This window comes from Coprococcus sp. RTP21281st1_F1_RTP21281_210402, from assembly GCF_040915325.1.
Classification (GTDB): Bacteria; Bacillota; Clostridia; order Lachnospirales; family Lachnospiraceae; genus Coprococcus; species Coprococcus aceti.
This window is the reverse complement of record NZ_JBCPDQ010000006.1, coordinates 175,872-195,838: the sequence shown is the minus strand read 5'-3', so window position 1 is coordinate 195,838 and position 19,967 is coordinate 175,872. Positions and strand designations below refer to the sequence as shown.

27 protein-coding genes are annotated in these 19,967 nt (G+C 43.2%); all 27 read right to left on the bottom strand.

Annotated elements, in window-relative coordinates:
* Positions 1–31: 31 nt before the first annotated feature.
* The 27 genes from AB5150_RS10460 to AB5150_RS10330 all read right to left on the bottom strand — a co-directional run bounded on the left by AB5150_RS10460 (position 32) and on the right by AB5150_RS10330 (position 19,903).
* Positions 32–409, bottom strand: a complete 378-nt coding sequence (locus AB5150_RS10460) for a MerR family transcriptional regulator (protein ID WP_055147813.1) — start codon at positions 407–409, stop codon at positions 32–34.
* A 266-nt stretch (positions 410–675) separates the two neighbouring features.
* On the bottom strand, positions 676–930 hold the full coding sequence (locus tag AB5150_RS10455) for a helix-turn-helix transcriptional regulator (RefSeq protein ID WP_015534224.1): 255 nt from the start codon (positions 928–930) through the stop codon (positions 676–678).
* Between the two features lie 664 nt (positions 931–1,594).
* Positions 1,595–2,329, bottom strand: a complete 735-nt coding sequence (locus AB5150_RS10450; protein WP_368291840.1) for a hypothetical protein — start codon at positions 2,327–2,329, stop codon at positions 1,595–1,597.
* A gap of 6 nt (positions 2,330–2,335) precedes the next feature.
* The gene (locus tag AB5150_RS10445; protein WP_368291839.1) at positions 2,336–3,406 is read right to left on the bottom strand and encodes a siphovirus ReqiPepy6 Gp37-like family protein; all 1,071 of its coding nucleotides are present in this window, start codon (positions 3,404–3,406) and stop codon (positions 2,336–2,338) included.
* On the bottom strand, positions 3,407–4,150 hold the full coding sequence (locus AB5150_RS10440; RefSeq protein ID WP_368291838.1) for a hypothetical protein: 744 nt from the start codon (positions 4,148–4,150) through the stop codon (positions 3,407–3,409).
* Between the two features lie 24 nt (positions 4,151–4,174).
* Positions 4,175–4,927 carry a hypothetical protein gene (locus AB5150_RS10435; RefSeq protein WP_368291837.1) on the bottom strand — a complete coding sequence of 251 codons (753 nt, stop codon included), beginning with the start codon at positions 4,925–4,927 and terminating at the stop codon, positions 4,175–4,177.
* Positions 4,927–5,265, bottom strand: a complete 339-nt coding sequence (locus tag AB5150_RS10430; protein WP_368291836.1) for a hypothetical protein — start codon at positions 5,263–5,265, stop codon at positions 4,927–4,929. The genes AB5150_RS10435 and AB5150_RS10430 overlap by 1 nt, the downstream gene beginning before the upstream one ends.
* A 35-nt stretch (positions 5,266–5,300) precedes the next feature.
* Positions 5,301–5,879 (bottom strand): phage tail domain-containing protein, encoded by a 579-nt coding sequence (locus tag AB5150_RS10425; RefSeq protein ID WP_368291835.1) that lies wholly within the window; start codon positions 5,877–5,879, stop codon positions 5,301–5,303.
* Entirely contained in the window at positions 5,880–9,146 is a 3,267-nt protein-coding gene (locus AB5150_RS10420) for a phage tail tape measure protein (RefSeq protein ID WP_368291834.1), read from the bottom strand. It lies immediately after the preceding gene.
* A gap of 8 nt (positions 9,147–9,154) precedes the next feature.
* The gene (locus tag AB5150_RS10415) at positions 9,155–9,334 is read right to left on the bottom strand and encodes a hypothetical protein (protein WP_368291833.1); all 180 of its coding nucleotides are present in this window, start codon (positions 9,332–9,334) and stop codon (positions 9,155–9,157) included.
* 38 nt (positions 9,335–9,372) lie between these two features.
* Entirely contained in the window at positions 9,373–9,696 is a 324-nt protein-coding gene (locus tag AB5150_RS10410) for a hypothetical protein (protein ID WP_368291831.1), read from the bottom strand.
* Between the two features lie 60 nt (positions 9,697–9,756).
* Positions 9,757–10,431 (bottom strand): major tail protein, encoded by a 675-nt coding sequence (locus tag AB5150_RS10405; protein WP_368291830.1) that lies wholly within the window; start codon positions 10,429–10,431, stop codon positions 9,757–9,759.
* A gap of 3 nt (positions 10,432–10,434) precedes the next feature.
* Complete coding sequence (locus AB5150_RS10400; RefSeq protein WP_368291829.1) at positions 10,435–10,776, bottom strand: hypothetical protein; 342 nt, start codon at positions 10,774–10,776, stop codon at positions 10,435–10,437.
* Position 10,777: 1 nt separating this feature from the next.
* The gene (locus AB5150_RS10395) at positions 10,778–11,200 is read right to left on the bottom strand and encodes a hypothetical protein (protein ID WP_368291828.1); all 423 of its coding nucleotides are present in this window, start codon (positions 11,198–11,200) and stop codon (positions 10,778–10,780) included.
* On the bottom strand, positions 11,200–11,538 hold the full coding sequence (locus AB5150_RS10390) for a phage head closure protein (protein ID WP_368291826.1): 339 nt from the start codon (positions 11,536–11,538) through the stop codon (positions 11,200–11,202). Before AB5150_RS10390 ends, AB5150_RS10395 begins: the two co-directional genes overlap by 1 nt.
* Entirely contained in the window at positions 11,535–11,807 is a 273-nt protein-coding gene (locus AB5150_RS10385) for a hypothetical protein (protein WP_368291825.1), read from the bottom strand. The genes AB5150_RS10390 and AB5150_RS10385 overlap by 4 nt, the downstream gene beginning before the upstream one ends.
* Positions 11,808–11,816: 9 nt before the next feature.
* A complete protein-coding gene (locus tag AB5150_RS10380; protein ID WP_368291824.1) occupies positions 11,817–13,130 on the bottom strand; it encodes a phage major capsid protein in 1,314 nt (437 codons plus the stop codon).
* A gap of 15 nt (positions 13,131–13,145) precedes the next feature.
* Positions 13,146–13,787, bottom strand: coding sequence for an HK97 family phage prohead protease (locus tag AB5150_RS10375; protein ID WP_368291823.1), 642 nt, complete (start codon positions 13,785–13,787; stop codon positions 13,146–13,148).
* A complete protein-coding gene (locus AB5150_RS10370) occupies positions 13,774–15,009 on the bottom strand; it encodes a phage portal protein (RefSeq protein ID WP_368291822.1) in 1,236 nt (411 codons plus the stop codon). The genes AB5150_RS10375 and AB5150_RS10370 overlap by 14 nt, the downstream gene beginning before the upstream one ends.
* Before the next feature lies 1 nt (position 15,010).
* The gene (locus AB5150_RS10365; protein WP_368291821.1) at positions 15,011–16,726 is read right to left on the bottom strand and encodes a terminase TerL endonuclease subunit; all 1,716 of its coding nucleotides are present in this window, start codon (positions 16,724–16,726) and stop codon (positions 15,011–15,013) included.
* Positions 16,720–17,022, bottom strand: coding sequence for a hypothetical protein (locus AB5150_RS10360; protein ID WP_368291820.1), 303 nt, complete (start codon positions 17,020–17,022; stop codon positions 16,720–16,722). Before AB5150_RS10360 ends, AB5150_RS10365 begins: the two co-directional genes overlap by 7 nt.
* 1 nt (position 17,023) lies before the next feature.
* Positions 17,024–17,440, bottom strand: coding sequence for a hypothetical protein (locus AB5150_RS10355; protein ID WP_368291819.1), 417 nt, complete (start codon positions 17,438–17,440; stop codon positions 17,024–17,026).
* A gap of 107 nt (positions 17,441–17,547) precedes the next feature.
* Complete coding sequence (locus tag AB5150_RS10350; protein ID WP_368291818.1) at positions 17,548–18,243, bottom strand: HNH endonuclease signature motif containing protein; 696 nt, start codon at positions 18,241–18,243, stop codon at positions 17,548–17,550.
* Positions 18,233–18,580, bottom strand: coding sequence for a terminase small subunit (locus AB5150_RS10345; RefSeq protein ID WP_022058529.1), 348 nt, complete (start codon positions 18,578–18,580; stop codon positions 18,233–18,235). Before AB5150_RS10345 ends, AB5150_RS10350 begins: the two co-directional genes overlap by 11 nt.
* Positions 18,581–18,592: 12 nt before the next feature.
* Positions 18,593–19,414: an N-acetylmuramoyl-L-alanine amidase gene (locus AB5150_RS10340; protein ID WP_368291816.1), complete on the bottom strand. Its 822-nt coding sequence runs from the start codon at positions 19,412–19,414 to the stop codon at positions 18,593–18,595.
* Positions 19,407–19,628 (bottom strand): hypothetical protein, encoded by a 222-nt coding sequence (locus tag AB5150_RS10335; protein WP_368291815.1) that lies wholly within the window; start codon positions 19,626–19,628, stop codon positions 19,407–19,409. The genes AB5150_RS10340 and AB5150_RS10335 overlap by 8 nt, the downstream gene beginning before the upstream one ends.
* A gap of 2 nt (positions 19,629–19,630) precedes the next feature.
* Complete coding sequence (locus AB5150_RS10330; RefSeq protein ID WP_368291814.1) at positions 19,631–19,903, bottom strand: phage holin family protein; 273 nt, start codon at positions 19,901–19,903, stop codon at positions 19,631–19,633.
* Positions 19,904–19,967: the final 64 nt, after the last annotated feature.

Below are 19,967 nucleotides of genomic sequence, written 5' to 3'. Positions count from 1 at the left end.
GTTTTAACATAGTGCATTCGCCATCGGTAATTTACCTGTCCCATACAAGCTTGCCGGTCTTCACGGCCTCCTCATATTTGGATATCTTGTAATGTAATCTATCCATGGTGGCTTCGATCTGTTTTCTCTGCTCCTCAAGTTTCTCATACTGCTCCTTAAGGAGATCCAGCCTCGCGCCAAATGTAGCATCTCCCATCTGGAACAGTTTTACATATTCAATAAGCGCCTCTATCGGAACACCAGCATTTCTCATGCATACAGTGTGTTCAACCCAACTGACATCATTTTCCTTATAATCCCTGTTGCCACTAGCATTTCTCGCTACAGGAGGGATAAGCCCGACCCTCTCGTAATACCTGAGCGTATCAGCGGTGATATCAAACTTTTCACTTACCTCTTTGATAGTCATATTGCCACCTCTTTCCTAATTTCAAGAAAACCTTTCTATTTATAGCTATATGCACTCACACAATACCTATATGTTACATTGAATATATCACTTGGAGCTCACTCCAAGTCAACCCCCAATTTTCTCCCCCCTGGGGACGGAGGTACCTGCCCCATACAGTGTCCCCATGGGGACGGAGGTGCCTGACCCCATACAGGATATAAAAGAGGCGGGCAACGTAGTTACCGCTGTCCGCCTTTATATACATGAATATGTAAATTTTTATGCTACGCACTGATTCCAACTGTCGAGCAGATGTTTACTGCAATGATATCATCCACTGTTACACCAAAGATGGCGGCCAGAATGATCAGGTTGTCTACGGTTGGCATAGCCATACCCTTCTGCCACTTGTATATCGCATTTGGAGTGGCAAATCCAAATATATCCTGCAGATCCTTTACAGAAAAACCTGCATTCTGTCTAAGCTTCACAATATTTCTGCCTGTTCCTGTCATGTCAATTGTTGGTACATTACACATAATACTTCCCTCCCAAAATTCTCATCTCATCTGCATTGCTACAATTGTGGCAGATTTCTTCTTCACAAAGACGAGTTCAAAAACACGCAAAAAACGCCCATCCACATGAATACTTCTATAATACTCACATGGATGGACGCTTTTTCGTACATCATGATTCCAATCTATAAATGCTGATAGATCTGGCTGATCTCAGTCTATCGAAACCTATTTGATCTGTTATGCATTTGCTCAGATCATTCAGGTCAGCATATTTGTATGATCATGTTCCGTACGCTCTCGCCCTGTACCATATGAGTACATATGTTCACGCAGCTTATCATCTGTATGTAAAGTATTCCCTGCCACATCACTATTAAACTCTCTGGTTATGTATTTAGCGAAAACTATACTTAACATGATTCTTTCCTTTCCTGACTACCCTTCCGGGTTCCTTTTCCTAAGTCATTTTTTATTGGTGTGTCCTGATTTTCTTCTTTTATTTGACCACCTAAACTGTACTCTACCACAAATATAATTATTTGTCATTACACCGCTGGTATAAAGTTATATTTTTCCTTCGCTATATCAAAGTGTATCAAAATGGCTTAAATACACACTTTCTCAAGTGTCTTTTATCCAGGACTGTATCAAACCTTTTCAAAATTTTGCCCCTTTTTTGCCCCTACGATATCATCACGGCCTCTATTCTCGTATCGGCATTCAGGGTGTTGTTAAACACTATCTTATATCCGCTATCAGTGTCTTCTGTAAGTTCGATAGTGTAATCATCTACATCTGCAAGTACACCGTTAATGTATATCTGCAAATTAGTGTCAAAGGTGTATCCATAGTGATCTGGTACAGGTATCTCTGTCACCTTAGATGTATGATTATACTTGTATCGCCTATAGTTCACTTTTGCCGCCGCAGGAATAAATGTCACATACGATCGTCTATCGATAATATCGTCATCTGTGATGCCGTCTGTGCCAGCCTTAACCAATACATCTGCAATTACAAGATCATATATGTCTGTTGTCTGCGTTGCTTCAGGTGGCTCTGGCGACTCATCCGGTTCGCCATCGATTGTAACAAGTTCTATTGATCTTGCTGTGCGATCATATCTGATAACCACTCTTGTATATCTATTCTTAACCGGATGCGCTGCAGATATGTTCAAGTATTCAAATGCATCAGACTTGATCCAGTGTCCAGCCACAATGGCTTTGCCTGACTCAATGATAATCTGCATATTTGCATCTGTATTTTGTGTTGCTCTGAAAGCGTTGCCATATCTTTCAAATACACCTTCGGATAATACCCCATCAAAGAAGCTGTTAACATCGTCACTTGAATATATCCTGTCTGGCTGTCCGTTGTCTGCTATCACCGCATCAAAAAATCCGTATTTTATCATCCTGTCCTAATCTCCTATCCATGTGCTCAATGTAGGTACTATAGTTACTCCGTCATCGCTTACACTTTCTATCACCTCTGTTATTCTTGGATTTGCTGATATGCCATACTTGTTTATTACAGTAACTACGTCTCCTAACCCATAATCACTGCCATATTCATATATGCTACCGGTCTCTATGCTTCCTTCATATTTCTCTACAAATCCTGATTCTGCAATCAGCTTTGCGCCGGCAGCTTGCAGCATATTCTGATACTCTGAATCCGATACGTCTCCGTTGTTTGATGACACATCCCTTGCATCCTTATACGTTTCGTACCGGTCTAGCCCTTTAGCCTTTCCTGACACAGCCCGCCGACGTGCTGTACCTTCTCCCTCTCCCGCTACAAGCACAACATTTGTATACTTTGTATAATCAATCGAATACGTATCATCAATGATATTTTCGTTCTTAGCGCTGAACACGACATGTGGGATATCGTCCTGCTCTATAGATCTATCCTTGCCTTTGTATAAGGTCATTGTGTAATACCCCTGTGAATCTATGTATATATCCCAGCCCGTGTTATATTCGGTTAAAATAGTCGTGACTGCGGTAAGCAAATTGTCACCAGTGAGCTGTTGCTGCAACACATCATTACATACATCTTTAAAATCAAGTCTGAAGTTGGATATCTTTCGATCAGAGTCCGCTGGAGAAATTACATTCTCATTCAGCAGCTTCTTAATACCGTTATCAACTGTTCCAGAAAGTACAGTCTGATTCCATATAATTCTTTGGCCGATTATAGACTTCAGGTCATAGCCGGTAACAATAAGGTAATCACCATCCTCATCATCTGTAGAGAGGTTAACTTTCTGGACGAGCATTACATGATGCAAAGATCCATCTGCAGATATATCTACATCCCTCACAAGTCTATTTCCTTTTCTGAGTAGTTGTATCATATAATCATCCGCAGCTATATAGAGCTCAAACTCACCCGCATCATAATATTTCAAGTGCCATATTGCACTCTGGTACGTGTCTATTATATCAAGCCTCTCGTTGTCCTGATTTAATACGTATATGTCCATTTATACTCCTTCATATTCGTTCGTATAGATTATATTAGTACAAATATGTTCACGCCCCTCATTTGCAGTCTGACCAACATGATTTATTCCAGGGCGCAGGCTTAACCAGCTTGATGACGCCGTCATCTTATTGATAAGATTTCGTGTTTTATTATGATATATTCCTTTGATCGACTTACGCCCCGTGTGTGAATCTATCTCAATGACCTCGCCTTTGTTATAGCTTCCTTTAATTTCGATATATTCACCCGTCTCTATCATATATATTTTAGGGTCGACTACAGTAGCATTGAACTGCATTCTGCATATAAAGCCTATCTCATCATCTGACTCGTTATATATAGATGCCTCCATATTTTGATCATATATTCCAAATACAATATACTTTGTCAAAGATGCATTATCATAATCGCACACTATGTCTCCAGCGTTTACTACAAGATGATATATCCTGTATGTGCCGCTCGTGAGGCAAATATTAACCGAACACCTATTACTTGCATCAAAAGCAAGTTTCACTTTGTTCCAGCCTTTCCGGAGCTCTATCTTTTTTATAAACTGACCCACCGTTACAGACGTAAATTTATCCGTATCTGACCAGACCCAGCCACACATTACATATGATCCTTTTGCCTTTATTACATCATATATTCTTAATACAGCATCTGAAGAGAGTGATATTTCGCACATTGTATCAATCTCACCAAGGGGATTTTCCTTCATGCAAGTGTATTTTTTGTTCATTTTCCCTCTCAATTCTTGATTTTATTACTGTTCTGAATTTGGTAGCTCTATTGCTATTCTCCAAATTGAACTTGTATTGCCTAGAATGAAATACTCTTGGTCATTTATAATAAAACTTTCACCAGAAGCACCTGATGCAACATCTGGCCCAGCTAATATATAGTATGCTGATGGAATTACGAGATACCCTGCAGGATACACATATTGAGCAAGACTTACCACGTCATGTATGTTGCTATCCTGACTCCAAGCCTGAGCATAATAAGATGTCTCGTCTACATCAGAATAAATGATGTACCTAGCAGAAGTGAATGACATATAAGCTATTCTATCTTCATTTGTTTTTAGATCTTTTGCAGGCAATACGATATGTAATAGATCAGTAATGTTAGATCCCTCACTGAATATTCCAATTCCGAATACCACTCCTTCTTTGCATGATACAAAATGCAAAAATGCATTAGCCGCACCACTATTGGCTGATCTAACCAAACTCATGTTATACGAATAACAATATGTAGATGCGGACGGAGTAGCCCCCTGAATCACAGTTGTCATAATCAGATTAGCTCCAGAAAGACTAAACTTAAAACCTGTTGTGTTGTGCTCATCATCTCCCATGTATAATATCCACGTAGTGTTAGACTCTACAATATTTAGTTTCATGCCAAGGGCTGCCGCAATCTCCTGCATTTTTAAGTCATTTACGTCCGCATTGTAAAACGTTGAATCCGCCTCTTTTTTTCCCAGTCTTATTCTTTGTACAGTATATCCCATCAACTAACCTCCGTTTCTGTTGGCAATAATCCATATATGCCGCATACATACCCATATGGTTTTGTATATAAAGATGTATTAATAATCATCCCATACGCTCCTGTACTAATTTTTTTCGCATTAGCAATCATATCATCAAAAGATTCATTGCTTGCGGTCGGCACTCCCTTCTCAGTGATGACGTCCGCAAGCCTTTCTTTGACATCACTGACATGTTTTTTTACATCTTCAAGTGTCTCAATAACATTTTTTTCTATCTCAACAAGTCCTTCTTCTATGTGGTCCATCTGTGCAGCCGATAGCACTTCCCCAGGCCGAAAGTTCTGCTTCTTGTACATAGTCATACCTCCATTTTCAGTTGCACCGGTGCAACTTACCCTAATGTACTCTCTTCGAGTTTGTCTGAATTAAGTATCAATGTCGTATCTGTCATATTTATAAGTTCACATCTGATGTCATCAAGCCCCGCTCCTCCTGGCACGAGATTTGATGCGATCAGTGTATAGAATGGGAACGAAAATTTTGGTGTGGAAACAGAATTGACAACTGTCATCTCCTGCGCATCAATGAACGCTGGAACCGGACACAGGATACTAACCTGCGCTACCTGTGTCCGGGCAAATAGATCTGTTTCAAACGATTCCACATATCCATCTATATATACATTTCTTGTACCATTCCTAAAAAACACCCTGATCCATGCACCTGTAGATATGTACTTATACAGATTGATTCTGCTTGTCTCTATATCACGCTGTGGATATATCATAAGGACTATATTTCTCTTTTGCTTTTTCGAGCTTATGTACTTTGCACCGGGCATATTTGCCACTGTTGCAGTGACAATGTTTGCATTTTCCGGAGACAATCCCGATGCGGTAACTATATAGTCCTTATTCTCCGTCAGCTCTAACCTGTCACCTGTCGCATTCTGTATAGCAATCTGATACATCTATGACACCTCCGGCTTCCTTGGATCGATAAGATTCTTTGTCTGTCTGTATATTTCAAGGCGGTTCAGTGGTTTTGGTGAGGTATTGTTCTGCACAAAGTTGTATGTAGTGGTATTATTCGTGGTTGATCCGCCTTCTCCTCCACCTCCTGACTTTGGTCTCGGCATATGTTTCTTTACATCGTCAAGGTTAAAGCCTTCATCTGTGACACTCTTTGCCTCGTCTACTATTCGCCTCAAAGATTCATACACTTTATGCTTGTACAGATCCACACCATCCGCCACACCAAGATCAAGGAATTTTCCAATTTCGTCTCTGGCTCTTCTCGATGGTGAATGTATGCCAAAGAAGTTCTTGAGTTTGTCCATGACGCCATCGGCAAATCCTTCGAGCTTATCTGTCAGCCAGCCAAATTTGTCTGTTATTCCATCCCAAAAGCCTTCGATGAAATGCCCTCCAATGTCCTTGACATCGTCAGGCAGCCCCTTTATCGCATCCTTTATAGTATCAACAAATTTTCTTCCGGCGTCCTTGGCCTTCTCCTTGAGGTTGCCGCCAAACTCAACAACCTTTTGTATTCCCTTATCGAATATGTCCTTGAGTTCGCCTGGGATGCTTTCTATTTTTTCAGCAAGTCCATTGACGAATTTCAGTCCATACTCAGCAGCCTTAGCAACCATATCGCCAAACCAAGCTATTACTTTTGCAAGTATCTCCCCGCCAAATGTGGCCAGTTTTGGTCCTAATTTAGCAAGGGACATCATGATAGATGCTATTATCTGAGGGACAGACTTTCTAAGCTCTAATATGATCTGTGGAATGGCCTGGACAAGTGTCATGAACAGTTCGACCGCACAGTCTAAGAGCAAAGGTATGTTCTCGATCAGCACCTCTATGATGGTCGTTATGATCTGAGGCAGCGCATCTATGATGGCAACTGTGATCTGAGGCAACGCATCTATGATGGCCATCCAGAACGATATGCAAGCCTCCAGGAGCTGTGGTATAGCGCCAAGAAGTCCAGATATCACTGAATCTATAATCTGAGGCAGCGCAGCGACCAGCGAATCTATGATCTGAGGCACCGCCGAAACTATCGCCATTAAGAGGGATATAGCCCCATCGGTCAAAGCCTGATAGCCAGATAAAAGCCCGTCTATCAGCGCCTGGATAATCTGAGGAGTCGCAGCGACCAGTGAATCTATGATCTGAGGAAGAGCTGACACCAGCCCTTGCACAAGCGTTATGCCTGCAGCTATGAGGTCAGGCAGCTTGGCCAGGATAGCAGTAATGATCTGAGGCACCACATCTGCTGCCTTGGTTGCTATTTTCGGAAGCTGTTTTGACAGTCCGGATAATATCTCGGATGCCATGTCTATTGCCGCATCTGCTATATCAGGTAAGGAATCAAGCACTCCTTGTATAAGACTGCCTGCAATGGATATACCGAGATTTGCAGCCCTTGGCAGCATTGATGTTACTTCATCAAGTGCCATAAGTATCAGATTGCTGACAGCCTCTCCAAGCGCTTCGTCCGCGCCTTCCACACCAGTAATAGAATCTTTGATGGCTGGCATAAGATCATTAGTAACTTCCTTCACAAACTCTCGCATTGAGCCTGTAGCAGATTCATATATAGTAATACCAAGATCTTCGTAAGCACTGTTCAGAGCCTTCAGGTCGCCTTCAAGGTTGTCATTCATGACATTTGCCATGTTCTCAGCGGAGCCGCTGCATTTTCTCAGTTGCTTCTCGAAGTCTTCTGCATTGCTTACCCCTGCATTAAGGATAAGGTTCAGACCCTTAATTGAATCTGAGGTAAACGTTGACGCAAGAGCTGTGGCCTTCTGAGCATCACCCATGCCATCCGTGGCTTTCTCGACGTCTTTCAAAATATCAGTAAGATTTCTGTAGTTTCCCTCAGCGTCCATGACCTGGACATTTGTATCACCGATGGCAATAGCTCCATCTTTCATTTTAGCAGTCATATCTCGCATGACTGCTGTAAGAGCTGTTCCACCTTCGGAGCCCTTAAGTCCCTGATTTGCCATCATTGCAAGAAGGCTTGTAGTTGTCTCAATGTCCTGTCCGGCAGCATTGAGATTGGCAGCACAATTCTTATAGGCTTCGCCAAGCTGTTCGGCTGATGTATTTGAATTACTCTGCGAATAAGCAAGCAGGTCGGCAAAATACGCACTGTCTTTTGCCTGCATACCAAATGCAGACAGGTAGTCCGTCACCATGTCAGATGCCTTGGCCAGATCCATGCCTGATGCCGCCGCAAGGTTAAGTACACCTCCCAGTGCATCTGTACTCTGGTGTGCATCCCAGCCGGCGAGAGCCATGTACTTTAATGCGTCCGCTGACTCGCTTGCGCTAAATACCGTAGATGCTCCAAATTCTTTTGCTGTGTCCGACAGGAGTTTCAGGTCTTCACCTGTTGCCCCGGATATAGCCTGGACTTCGCTCATAGAAGATTCAAAAGTTCTTCCGGTCTCAAGTGCATCTGCAGCAAGATCCTTAAGTCCGTCAAGCGCCTTGCGAATTCCTTCAGCAACAAGATTTGCCAACACACCTTTCATCACAGTGAATCCTTCGCTGGATTCCTCTGCCGCTGCTCCTGCATCTCTGGCACCATCTTCAAGATCATCATAACTGTTGTCGAGTGCGTCTGCCGCATCATTAGCATCTTTTAATGCTTTCTTGTTGTCTGACAGATCTGTTGACAGATCATCTATCTGCTTTGCAAGATTCTTTGCCGCTTCCGAATTCTTACCCTGTGTCAATACTACAGATGCATATTCTTTCTTGATATCAGTAAGGCTCTTCTCCTGAGCGTTGATTGTATCTGAGAGATGATCTGTTGCAGATACAGTCTTGTTCTGCTCCTGCGTAAGCTCGGCAAGCACATTATTGTACTTATCAATACTTTTTTCAGTGGTTTTAATCGCTGCTTCCTGATTCTCGATCTTGATCTTGAGATCGACTGCAGCCTTTGAGTTCTCTCCGTACTGATTTTTAGTGAGCTCATACTGCTTACGATAGTCCGTTAATATACTTCTCTGTGACTGCAGATTCTTGCCGAGCTGGGTCAGCTTACTGCTCACCCCATCAGCACTTTTAGACCAGTTGTCCAGTCCCGCTGTAGAGTTCTTGAATTCTGCAGATGCCAGAGCCATCTGCTTCTTTGCTGCCGTGATATTTTTAGTCAGATCACTGATGTCTACTTTAAATTTAGTTGTCGCTTCGTCTGTCTTCTTCGCCAATCATTGCATTACCACCAGCCTGCATCATCACTCGCTCTGCGTCGTCTCGGCTTGTCCTTTGTCTGTGCCTCCCGGATCTGCATCCGCCTCACGTCTGCATACATCACAAGTACATCGTGATATGATGTTTTAGTGAGCGTCAGCGGATTAAGCCCTGGATATAATACGCACAAATTATTTATGATCAAAAAAAGTGTCTCATCAAGGGGGATATCTTCCCCCTCATCTAGTTTTTTGGGTCTGTCGGGATACTGAGCATATCCTTTATAGCAACTACAGCTATATTCTTAATTACGATAAGGAGCTCCTTCATCTTGACATGATCCCAGTCGTCATTTTCCATGTCTGGAAAAGCTTCAGAAAGGATTGATACAAGATCATTCCATTCTTCGAATATCAGTGAGAGCAGTGTGGCATTATCGAGATTCTTGTAATCAAACAGGGCCATGAGCCTTCTGACAGTGCCAAACTCCAAGTCAACGGTATCTGCCTTGCACTCCTTCTTTACCGTCTTTTTATCTTTCTCATATACTTTAATTGTTATATCCATCTTATCCTCCTATTAATAAGCGTGAAGAGTATACCCCTCCACGCCGTTTGTAAACATGATTTACTGATGTGATTCCGCCTGATCTACTGTCGCCTGAGAAGCTTCGATCCAACTGTCCGGAGTATGTACTTTCTTGAAGAACTCATCCTCATCAACATCCTTGTATCGGTCGTCAATGACTATTCCCTTGACAGAACACTTCTTCCACTTACCATCCTCAAGCTTTCCGTGCTCAAACTTATGCTTCGTCCTGATTGCGGTAAATGTAAGCGACTGGTTATTTGACGTAGTGCCATTGTCCTCTGTCTGGGATGTCTCGTCAGGGATTGCAAATGTGCCTTTATGTCTTACTACATACCTATACTTACCATCTGTACCCTTCGTCCTGTAGCCAAGCGCATAATATGTGGTATCTCTATCACCTTCTACAAGCATCCCTGACCCCTTGTCAAAGGACTTACCTGTAATCTTTGCATACATATCAAGCTCAGGAACTGAAGTAGTCAAAGTGATCGTATCAGGCCCCTCAGAGCTGATGACAAGCATAGGCTGATTGTCATAATACTTTGACTCGGAGCTCGTCTCCACCGTCTTGCTGACTTCTGCTACCGGAGCAAGCGGCTCCCAGTCGCCTGTTACATATCCATGTTCCGCCTCTGTGCTGTTGTCGTCACACTTAACCTCCGCTATGCAGAGCATGTCAACGCCACGGAATTCTATTACCTTATCGTTCATTGCTTAATCCTCCATGTATAAGACTCCGATACCTCTTCCTGTGTGTGTCGGCCTGTCACTGCCCACATCATGCCCGGAGTCATAAATTATAAAACTTTTTTCCTTGAGCTTCTTTTTTGCTGCACGCAGGACTGAGTATGTTTTTTCAGGATCAACTGAATAAAAATTGACATCAAAATCCTGTACTTCCATCGTTGCCGTGTTGTCATAATAACCAGCCTCTTCTGATGAGTTATTCCAGAATGTAAAGAAATGTTCCGGGTATTTATCACCATCAGTGAAGCTCCCCTGTCTGTATGCCTCATACCCTACGCTTTCGAGAATGCTTATCAATATATCTTCCATATCAGCCTCCCATTCTCTTATGTATAGCTTCTGAAAAGATCTTTTTCTGTTCCTCAGCTATCATATTCTTTGTTTTTCTGCCATACACAGCATTTTTTAGGCCCTGCACCGGACGCATCGTCGGTGTACCATACATCAGGAATATTGACGTAAGCCCGCCTTCCGCAAAATCAAATCCAACCTTGGTTGAAGCTGTTAAACCCTCCCATTCGATTGGATAATTATCACGGATCGAGCCAAGGGTTCTACCGGTCTGCTTATGTTTTTCCATGATAGGTGTAAGCCTTTCAGCTACAATCTGATTAGCAACCTTGAGACTTTCCTCCGTGGCCTTCTTAACATCACCTTCAAGGCTGTCAAGCTGGGCCACTATGTCCTCAAATCCTTCAAACTCAAGCCCTATCCGGTTTCTGCTTTTTGCCATCACGCACCGCCTTTCACAGCCTTAACCTTGAACTTTAGGTAAGTATTCGCCATGTTGATATTTTCAGGTGTGCCAAGGACTTCATAATCCTTGCCATACACCCTTATCCTTGATGCAGATGTAATGTCTGGCCTATACCAGGTTTCCACCGTGGCCGTATCCTCTACAGCAATAACCCCATTGTCCTGTGTCTCTGTGCCGCCAAAAGTCTTAAAGCTGATATAGATATCATCAACTTTTGTGAATATTTTCTTGTTAGTTCCTTTGACCTTTTCATAAGATGGCGTCATAAGCTCTGCCGGCACGGCATACGGCAGATTTGGTGTATATGCTTTCATGTCTCCGCCTTTCTGCATGTCTTTCTACAGCCAAGATTCACTATACGCATATGCGTGTACTCACTCAGTTTTTTGTAGTTAAAGAGATCATCGACAGCGCAGCATATTGTTCCTATCGCCTCATCCGAATTAACAAGTTCCTCCGACGCACCAGCGTCAACCAGCATCTGCTTGACTTCATCAAGGAGTCTGCCTATGCGGGCGTCTTGATATGAACCTGTTATATTCATTGATTCTTTACAAGCGGTAAGCTGGTCTTCTCTGGTCATTGCTACTCTTTACTCTCCCTTATTCTCTGTTGGCTCTGTTGATGATGCCGGCTCCTCGCCCTTCTTGATGATAAGTACACCATTCGGATCAACGAGCTTTCCATCAACAATCATGATACACTTGTTCTTAATTTCGTTGGTGTCATGATCAACCCACTTGACTGTGGTCATCTGCATGTTTGTGTTGATTGCATAGTCTGTTCCCTTGAAAAATACTGCAACAACATCACCCTTAGCCGCATCATCCCACGATGATATGAGATCATCCTCGACAGTCTCAACATCCTTTCCCAGGAAGCGGTATGATTCCTCGCCATTAATGCCGTAGTTAGTCCTTCCGATAGGCTGTCCGTTCTTATCAACCATGCCGTCTATATGTTCGTCAAAGGTTGACTGATTCATGAAGAACGCACCATTCCTATATGCTTTCTTCATCTTTGCCTTAACCTTTTTATGCCAACCTTCCCAGGATGCGAATTCTGATGGTGTCATTGTTATAATATTTGCCTTTGGAATCCTAGTATCTGTAAGGATTCCAAGAGGCTTTGATGTTCCGTTACCCTTAAAGACTGATATCTCTATAGCCTTAACTATAGCCTCTGTAGCAAGTGGTACGAACAGCGCCTGAAATGCCTCCAGTGTAACTACGTTAGCAAGCAGCGTCTGAGCAATCTTACACTCTATGCCATAGTATGAGAATGTAATCTTCTCATCAGCCTTGATTTCCTGTGAATCAGACTTTCCTTCTCCAACCCACGTAGCCTCTGGCTTAAGAGAAAGAACAGGTATCGCAATGCCTCCCTGAACATTCAGCTTACGGATGATCTTGTATACGTTTCCATAGGTATCCATCTTCGTAATGATCTCGTGCATGAGTGATGTTGGTATCACTGCGCTGGCATCTGCCACGCCTGTCACCGCATCAGCTCTGAGTTCATGTGGGATTTCTACACCTCTACACACATATTCCATGAACGCATGACGATACTCTGGGGTATCATGGCGATCTACATTATCATCAGATCTCTTATTAGTTGCAAATGCGGCAAATGGTGTGCCCCCACGGAATTCAGCATTAGCAGGCACCTGTGCTCTAGAATTGTCGCCGTCATCTCCAGGGTTACCATCATCTCCTTCGTCATCAAGCTCTGCAAGCTGTGCCTTTGCATCCTCAAGCTCTGTAAGTACTTCATCTAAAGTATCTCCAAGGCTACGGACTTCATCAGCTGTAGTAGCTGTCTTGATGCGATCCCTGAGTTCTGTGGCTCTCTTGTTCTTCGCATCAATAGTCTTTTGTAAGTAAATCCTTAATTTTTTCTTCATCTTTTCTTTGCCTCCTTATTTGTAAAGAATCTCTGCTTTCAGCTTTGCAAGCTCCAAATCCGTGTCAGACTCCTCCGACTTAGCCCTCACGCTGTCCAGCGTGGATTTGACACTATCCAGCGTCTCCTTCGCTCTTGCTGAGATTTCAGTAGCTTCATACGCCGGGAAGGTTACCGCAGATACTTCAAACACACTACTCACCTTCCTGATGTGTCTGAGGGGATGATCACTTTCAAGATTCTCCCACTCCTCATCATCTATGGTAAACATAAACGACATGCCGCTTATGTCTCCTCTCTCAACTGCACTGTACAGATTTGCTGCATCAGTATTTCTCTCCGCATCGAGATTAACCCTGATGTGCATTCCTTTATCGTCAACACTCATCTGCATTGTCGAATTCTTGTTATTCCGCCTCGACCTGGCCAAAGGGATCATGTTCGTGTTGTGATTCACAAGGAATCTGACGTCTCTAAGATCAGCCCCATCCAGCGCACCAGGTTCTATGATCTCATCAAAGTAGCCAAGGTCTGTTCTGCTGCCATATATGATTGGGCGACCTTCCAGATAATATCCGTGCTCGTCATCGTGTTTAGCCCTGACTTCAAAATCATATGCCCTTGTTACAGTCATTTTTTCTGTATCACTTTTTCTCATCGTTCTGCCCTCCAAGTTTCTTCTGTTGATATATCCACGCCTTGTTGACGTCAATATAATTAAGCGACTGCATTCTCTTACCTTCGAGCTCTGCAAGTGGTTCAAAGCCAAATGCATTTCTCTTTTCATTTGCATAAAGGTCGCCCGAATCACCTAGGATTCTTACCATCTCAATTACCTGATCCGTCGTCATGAACTCAAGAGTCTTCGTATAGAACCGGATCTCATGGCCTCTTGCTTTCTCCCCAGGAGTGAAAATGGTTTTAGTGAACGCCTGCCCTACTTTTACAACAATAGGTTCTATAGCTTTCTGGAAAAAAGCCTCATACTGAGCTTTTGTATAATCGCCTGTAAGGATCGGGATAGATGTGCCATAATTTCTCAGGATCTTCTCGTCGACAAATTTCAAGGTATCTGGATCAATGAGCTTAATGTCCGGGGTAATAGGTGTATATTCTGTCTTCAGATCGAGAGGAAGAAATCCGCTCAAACTCTGATTGATCTTCTTCTCAAAATTCTTCAGCGCCGTCTCTGTCGCATTGTCATCATCCATGTATGTGTTGAACTTAACTATTCCTGTTATGTTCATCCCTCTCTTGGCTGCCCTGCTCACACTTTCAAGAAGGTCCTGATTGATCTGCAGAGTCTTCAACAAGCTTTGATTATCCGGTTGGCCAGCTTCATTTCCGCCCATGAGTTCATTGACACTATATCTATATCTGATATGTATCACTTCACTGTATGGCAATGTCATCTCATAGCCATTTGCAAATCCAAGCTTGACATACAGGGTGTTGTCCTTGTCCTGCTGCCATTCGACACTGGTCGGAAGCACCGGATATAAACCGGTGTACTTCCTCTGCTCCTTTCCGTTCGCATCCTTCCAGGTGTAGAATGTCGGGATTATCCAACTGTTATAATTCAGCATCAGATTCCACATGAACTTTTCAATAAAATCTGCTGTAGTCATCAATTCATTTGGCTGCCTTAATAACCGCTGTATGTCACTGTTTACCGGGATGATATCTGATCCCTTGGTCTTTATGTGCTTGGGGATCAGCTTAATGCATTCCTGGACGATGCAGCTCACAGCCTGCTGTACTACGTCACTTGCGTATATATCCTGTCCAAACTGGCTATATATAGGTGCATATCCACTTAGCATATCTGCAAGATATGTATTTGTTTTTTTCTTTCTAATCAGGTTATTAAACCAGCCCATTCTACTTACCTTTCTTATTCACCCTTGACAGGAATTCACTCTTATGTCGGCGAAACATCTCATATACACCTATGAGTGTTACCGAGCCATCTATCTTATTTTCATCGTTAGTCTTGATACACAGTGCCTGACGCTTATCATCCATCTTCAGACACGAGTTTTTAAAGTTCCATCTATCTACCGGATTCTCGTTATAGTTGATCAGACGGCTCTTCAAGTCAGCCTCGACAAGTCTCAGTGCATTGTTCAGTGTCGCCGCATTCTGCAGCACCATCTCAAGCTCTTTGCCTTCTCTTGTCCAGCCATACATGGACATTCTCTCTATCCAGTCTTTGGAAAACCTCTGATCGTAACCGCAATATATGATCCTGATCTTATAGTCCTTGTACAACTGATAGAACCAATCTGCCACTACCGCAAGATCTATCTCGTTATCCTGGCATACTGCTATATATCCGGCGTCCGCCCATTCCTTATAGCGGGCACCCGCTTTATGATCGTCCTTATCGGCGTCCAGTTTTTGCCGTGGGATGAAATACTTTGTATATATATACTTTGTGTCATCGCCTGGTCTCATCATGAGCACCTTTGCGCAGCATAGATCTGTTGTCTCCGCAAGATCGACCATTCCAAGGGCAATAGCTCCTCGCATATCTTCAATGTCATATACCGCCTTGTATGTGTAATCCTCAATATTGAGCCAGCTCTCTGTACCATTCTGCTTAATGTTAAAATCCTTCGACAGCACGAATATACGGTCTGCCTTTGACTTCTTTGCAAGTTCAACCTGTTCCTCAAGATATTCAAGTTTTTTCACCATTCCAAGTGTAGGGTTCGACTTGTACCAGCTCTTTGGATTTGTCCAGATCTCCATCTCCGAATCCTGTGTGTATAGCCAGTCAAGTCTTCGCTTGCTTGCCATCGAATCATCTTCACGGTATATAGCTGCATGAGCTTTCTTAAGCTCATCATCAAGGAATCCCTCAAATACAAATCCATCTGTCGTGATCAACCATAGTTTTGGATTATCCTTAATACTCTGGGACTGCTCTATTGACTTCACAATGACATTCTGTTTCATCTCATGAACTTCATCGACCACAGCAAAATCAATGTTGCGTCCTTCCTTATTTCTTGTACGGTCCGTGAGCTTGGTCATCTTTGATCCATTGTTCAGATTGGATATTCCAAACTGATTTTTCCAGGTGTCCTGACTCTTCGGATCAACAAGCAGCCTCATAACATCCACGGCATTATATGTAATATTTGCCTGAGCATCATCATTCGAGGATGCGACTATATCTGATCCAGGATTTCCAACTATAAGTTCCGCAAATGCCAGGCCTGCACATGTCTCTGTTTTGCCGTTTTTTCTTGCTATCTCAAGCAGCACTCTCTTAAACCGGTCAAACCCGGTATCAGGCATTTTGAAGCTGTATGCAGCTTCGATGAGTGCCTTTTGCCAGTCCATAAGGACCATGGCTTGGTTATAGAACGGCGATTTTGTGAGCCTGACACAATTCTCCATGAAATTTATTCTAAGAAGAGCATCTTCTGTATCATATATATACTCACCGGTCTTCAGGTCTTCAGACAAATTCACAAGCTGTGTCTTCAGATCCTCGCCGATGATGTATGTTCCAATCTCACAAAGTTCTTTGTACCGGAGTAAGTTACTATTGTCCGGTGTCCATATCGGTTTATTCTGTATCAGCATTTATCAAGAAACTTCCTCGCCCACGCTCTAAGAGGCGACTCTTCGTCGTCAGCATCAAATCCAGCACATTTCGCAATGATCTTGATGCAGTTTGTGTATTGCTGCATTGTCTCCTTGTAGAGCTTCGCCGCCGGAGTGGCACGCTGTCTCTCAGGCCTTTCCTTATCGACCCGAATCTGTGGCAACGATCTGTAATATTTAAGCTGAGTTTCCATGTACAATATCTCGTCAACAAGTTGTTCCATGAGCTCACTGATATTACCTGTCAGCTTTATCAACTCTTCTTTTCTACCCAAATTAATCACATTCCCCTACTATCAAAACATCGCAGTCATGAGATATAGTTGTTTTTGCTGATCCAGCATTGTAAGCATATGTAGTGACACTATACTTGCCACTTATATCCATCGTTACACCCGAGCAAAAATTGACCGATGCTGCTTCTAAATCCGGTGTATTACACTTTCCTGATACAAGTACCGTTACTGAAAGAGGGTTGACAAATAATTCTCCTATCTTGCCAATCCCTATAGCGTTTGCGGTTCCCGTTTTCCCTGGCTCAATTCCTTTTGCAACCGAAAGGGATGTTTTTATTATTCGAATGTTGTGAGGTTTACAAGGCACCACACAGCCATACGCTGAGTCATCTCCAAAATCCTTCTCCGTGAGTACCTCCACCTTGTTTAAAGCCTCATCAAAACCATATACAGCCACTTTTGCTCTCCTTTCTGCTATCTTCATGCATTTTCAAAACCGAAAATCTCATTTTTCGGTTTTCGGTGAAAATTACCACCCCCCAACAGTCCCCATCAGGGGGCCAATCACAGCTCAGGTGGGGGGGAGTATTTTTCCCACCAATCGTTTATGTATTTCTGCCACAACTCCGTATTTCTGTTACCATCTGAATACAAGCGTGACAAACACTCTTCCTTGCCTGTGTCTATAAATATTTCCTGGGCTCCAAGCTCACGGCACAGGCGGTCTCGCTCGCTTATAAGCGGATATCCTCCAACTATATACGCATTCTGCCATTTGCCTGTCCTGTACTTAACACAGTCAAGGAGATAGTCTCTCATACCAAACACAACAGCGTTAAGTCGTGCCGGCTTAACATATGGCTCACATCCCGAAACACACAACCAGATGCGGTCCATGTCTACGATAAGATCACCGGCAGACTTAACACTATCGACATAGGAGGTCTTGCCCGCAAGTGGCGATCCATACACCAGATATACAGACCGCCTGCTGGCAAGTTTATCGTGAATCACATTATGGCATCTGTGATGCACAAGCATTATGTTGTCCGGATTCAGAGATACTGACACATCCCTGTAGTTATCTTCGGTCAGATATATCTTGTGATGGCAAATACAGTCATAAGCCTTCGTGATCGGCTTGTGACAGTATTCACATATGATCTGTCCTTTATCATCTACTCTTTCACTTCTAACTACATATGTAAACTTCTGCCACTCTCTCGAGTGATAGAAGTCTGATAATGTCCTAGAATTCATCGAATCCTCCTATGCTCTTAGCTAAAAGCTCTGATGCTCTCAGCCTGTCCTTAATGTCGTACCTGTTTGAGTCCATTACATTTGTCCAAAATCCCTGAATCTCATTGATTGTAGCTATATGCAAGATAGGGCTTGTAGGATTAACACTCTGCAGATATCTGAGATATGCTATGTACTGTTGCACATCCTGTCTCGCTATAAGCTTATATGCATTACCTCTTGCATACTTCTTCGAGTAGCCGGCACGAATCGCAGACTGTTCTGCATTGCCGGCACACTCACCAATGTAGTATGTGGCCATCAGCTTGAGCTGCGGCTTGAGCTTTGGCTCGTCCATGGCCTCACCCCTTTATATCTTCCGTGTATAATCGAGGGCAATCCAGCCGGCTTTGCTCTTAAGCCGTCCCCATTTCTTCGCTCCTGTTCCACTTTTTTCAGCGATGATCGTATACACTCCCATATCCGTTATCATTCCATTCACCTTGTAATTTGTTCCGGCACCGGCACGGATATTAAGAGCCGGATCCGTTACCTTTACCCTGTACGACTTAAACGATGATGTTGTAGTTGTCGTTTTATTCGTTGTTAATGTTGTAGGCTTTTTCGTGGTCGTAGTTGTAAGCCCCTTCTTGACCTGCTGCCTGAACCAGTCCATATTTTTTCCAAACTTAGCAAGCCAATGATTGCAATCCACATGGTCGGATGCATAGCCTCTATCATGTGCCTCCTTGTGCGATATGACATTGTTGATACTGATGTTGTACTGTTTCATCAGGTATCTTGTGACTTCCATGGCAACTGCAAAAGCCTTCTCAAAATACTTCTCATCCGTAAGATCATCCTCACAGACCTCAATCTGTATATATCCTCTGTTGTAGCTGCCCTTCCAGCCGCTACTACAACCCCAGCACTGGAAATTCCACGGCAGTGTCTGAACAAATCTAACGTCACCCTTCAATGTCTTGCCTACAAATCCATGTACACACACATCGGTCTCAGGATGATTCCAGTCGTTCTGATATATGTTGTATCCGATGATGCCATCATCCGGCTGCACATATCTTCTGAGGTTTGGATTGTTACACCCTGTAGAATGTATGATGATTCCCACAGGAGTCATCCTCTTCGCCTCTTTATAGCAGCCATTATTTGTTAATAAGCACTTAAGCATGTTCATTCTCCTCATGTCTTTCAAGGTCGTGTATTCGCTTGTTAGCAACCTCTATCTTTTCCTCGAGGACTGGGATGCGCTCTGCAAAGTTATTATGCTTATCAACTTTCTTTTCAAGCTGCTCTATCCGATAGCTTGTCATCCTCAGTCCGCTAAGTGATCCTATACATGTACCAGCCAGGCTGAGCAGGCCGACGATGATTGTATCTGTCATTCCTACTCCTTATTCTGCTTAACAAGCTGATTCACATATACTGCTGCCCCTGCTACAAGTATTCCCTGCGTGACCGCCGTAAACACGCTCATGAGACATATGCCGCTGACTGCTGCCACATATATTGCACTGAGCACTATGCCTATAATTCCGAGCATCACCGGGATATACTTGTCATTAATCTTCTCTGTCTTCTTCATCATCAAACCTAAGATATAAAGCACCGGTATCAGTACCAGAAGCTCCGGCTTGATGTAATCCTGTAACTTATCCATCTAACCACCTCCGCATAGTGTGGACATGCACCTGATACTTGTCAGGTGTCATGCCCCTTTTTCC

Bases quoted from the DNA above. Each gene is read 5' to 3' on its own strand.
- AB5150_RS10460 (WP_055147813.1), bottom strand. From the start codon at position 409: ATGACTATCAAAGAGGTAAGTGAAAAGTTTGATATCACCGCTGATACG.
- AB5150_RS10455 (WP_015534224.1), bottom strand. From the start codon at position 930: ATGTGTAATGTACCAACAATTGACATGACAGGAACAGGCAGAAATATT.
- AB5150_RS10450 (WP_368291840.1), bottom strand. From the start codon at position 2,329: ATGATAAAATACGGATTTTTTGATGCGGTGATAGCAGACAACGGACAG.
- AB5150_RS10445 (WP_368291839.1), bottom strand. From the start codon at position 3,406: ATGGACATATACGTATTAAATCAGGACAACGAGAGGCTTGATATAATA.
- AB5150_RS10440 (WP_368291838.1), bottom strand. From the start codon at position 4,150: ATGAACAAAAAATACACTTGCATGAAGGAAAATCCCCTTGGTGAGATT.
- AB5150_RS10435 (WP_368291837.1), bottom strand. From the start codon at position 4,927: ATGGGATATACTGTACAAAGAATAAGACTGGGAAAAAAAGAGGCGGAT.
- AB5150_RS10430 (WP_368291836.1), bottom strand. From the start codon at position 5,265: ATGTACAAGAAGCAGAACTTTCGGCCTGGGGAAGTGCTATCGGCTGCA.
- AB5150_RS10425 (WP_368291835.1), bottom strand. From the start codon at position 5,879: ATGTATCAGATTGCTATACAGAATGCGACAGGTGACAGGTTAGAGCTG.
- AB5150_RS10410 (WP_368291831.1), bottom strand. From the start codon at position 9,696: ATGGATATAACAATTAAAGTATATGAGAAAGATAAAAAGACGGTAAAG.
- AB5150_RS10405 (WP_368291830.1), bottom strand. From the start codon at position 10,431: ATGAACGATAAGGTAATAGAATTCCGTGGCGTTGACATGCTCTGCATA.
- AB5150_RS10400 (WP_368291829.1), bottom strand. From the start codon at position 10,776: ATGGAAGATATATTGATAAGCATTCTCGAAAGCGTAGGGTATGAGGCA.
- AB5150_RS10395 (WP_368291828.1), bottom strand. From the start codon at position 11,200: ATGGCAAAAAGCAGAAACCGGATAGGGCTTGAGTTTGAAGGATTTGAG.
- AB5150_RS10390 (WP_368291826.1), bottom strand. From the start codon at position 11,538: ATGAAAGCATATACACCAAATCTGCCGTATGCCGTGCCGGCAGAGCTT.
- AB5150_RS10385 (WP_368291825.1), bottom strand. From the start codon at position 11,807: ATGACCAGAGAAGACCAGCTTACCGCTTGTAAAGAATCAATGAATATA.
- AB5150_RS10380 (WP_368291824.1), bottom strand. From the start codon at position 13,130: ATGAAGAAAAAATTAAGGATTTACTTACAAAAGACTATTGATGCGAAG.
- AB5150_RS10375 (WP_368291823.1), bottom strand. From the start codon at position 13,787: ATGAGAAAAAGTGATACAGAAAAAATGACTGTAACAAGGGCATATGAT.
- AB5150_RS10370 (WP_368291822.1), bottom strand. From the start codon at position 15,009: ATGGGCTGGTTTAATAACCTGATTAGAAAGAAAAAAACAAATACATAT.
- AB5150_RS10365 (WP_368291821.1), bottom strand. From the start codon at position 16,726: ATGCTGATACAGAATAAACCGATATGGACACCGGACAATAGTAACTTA.
- AB5150_RS10350 (WP_368291818.1), bottom strand. From the start codon at position 18,243: ATGAATTCTAGGACATTATCAGACTTCTATCACTCGAGAGAGTGGCAG.
- AB5150_RS10345 (WP_022058529.1), bottom strand. From the start codon at position 18,580: ATGGACGAGCCAAAGCTCAAGCCGCAGCTCAAGCTGATGGCCACATAC.
- AB5150_RS10340 (WP_368291816.1), bottom strand. From the start codon at position 19,414: ATGCTTAAGTGCTTATTAACAAATAATGGCTGCTATAAAGAGGCGAAG.
- AB5150_RS10335 (WP_368291815.1), bottom strand. From the start codon at position 19,628: ATGACAGATACAATCATCGTCGGCCTGCTCAGCCTGGCTGGTACATGT.
- AB5150_RS10330 (WP_368291814.1), bottom strand. From the start codon at position 19,903: ATGGATAAGTTACAGGATTACATCAAGCCGGAGCTTCTGGTACTGATA.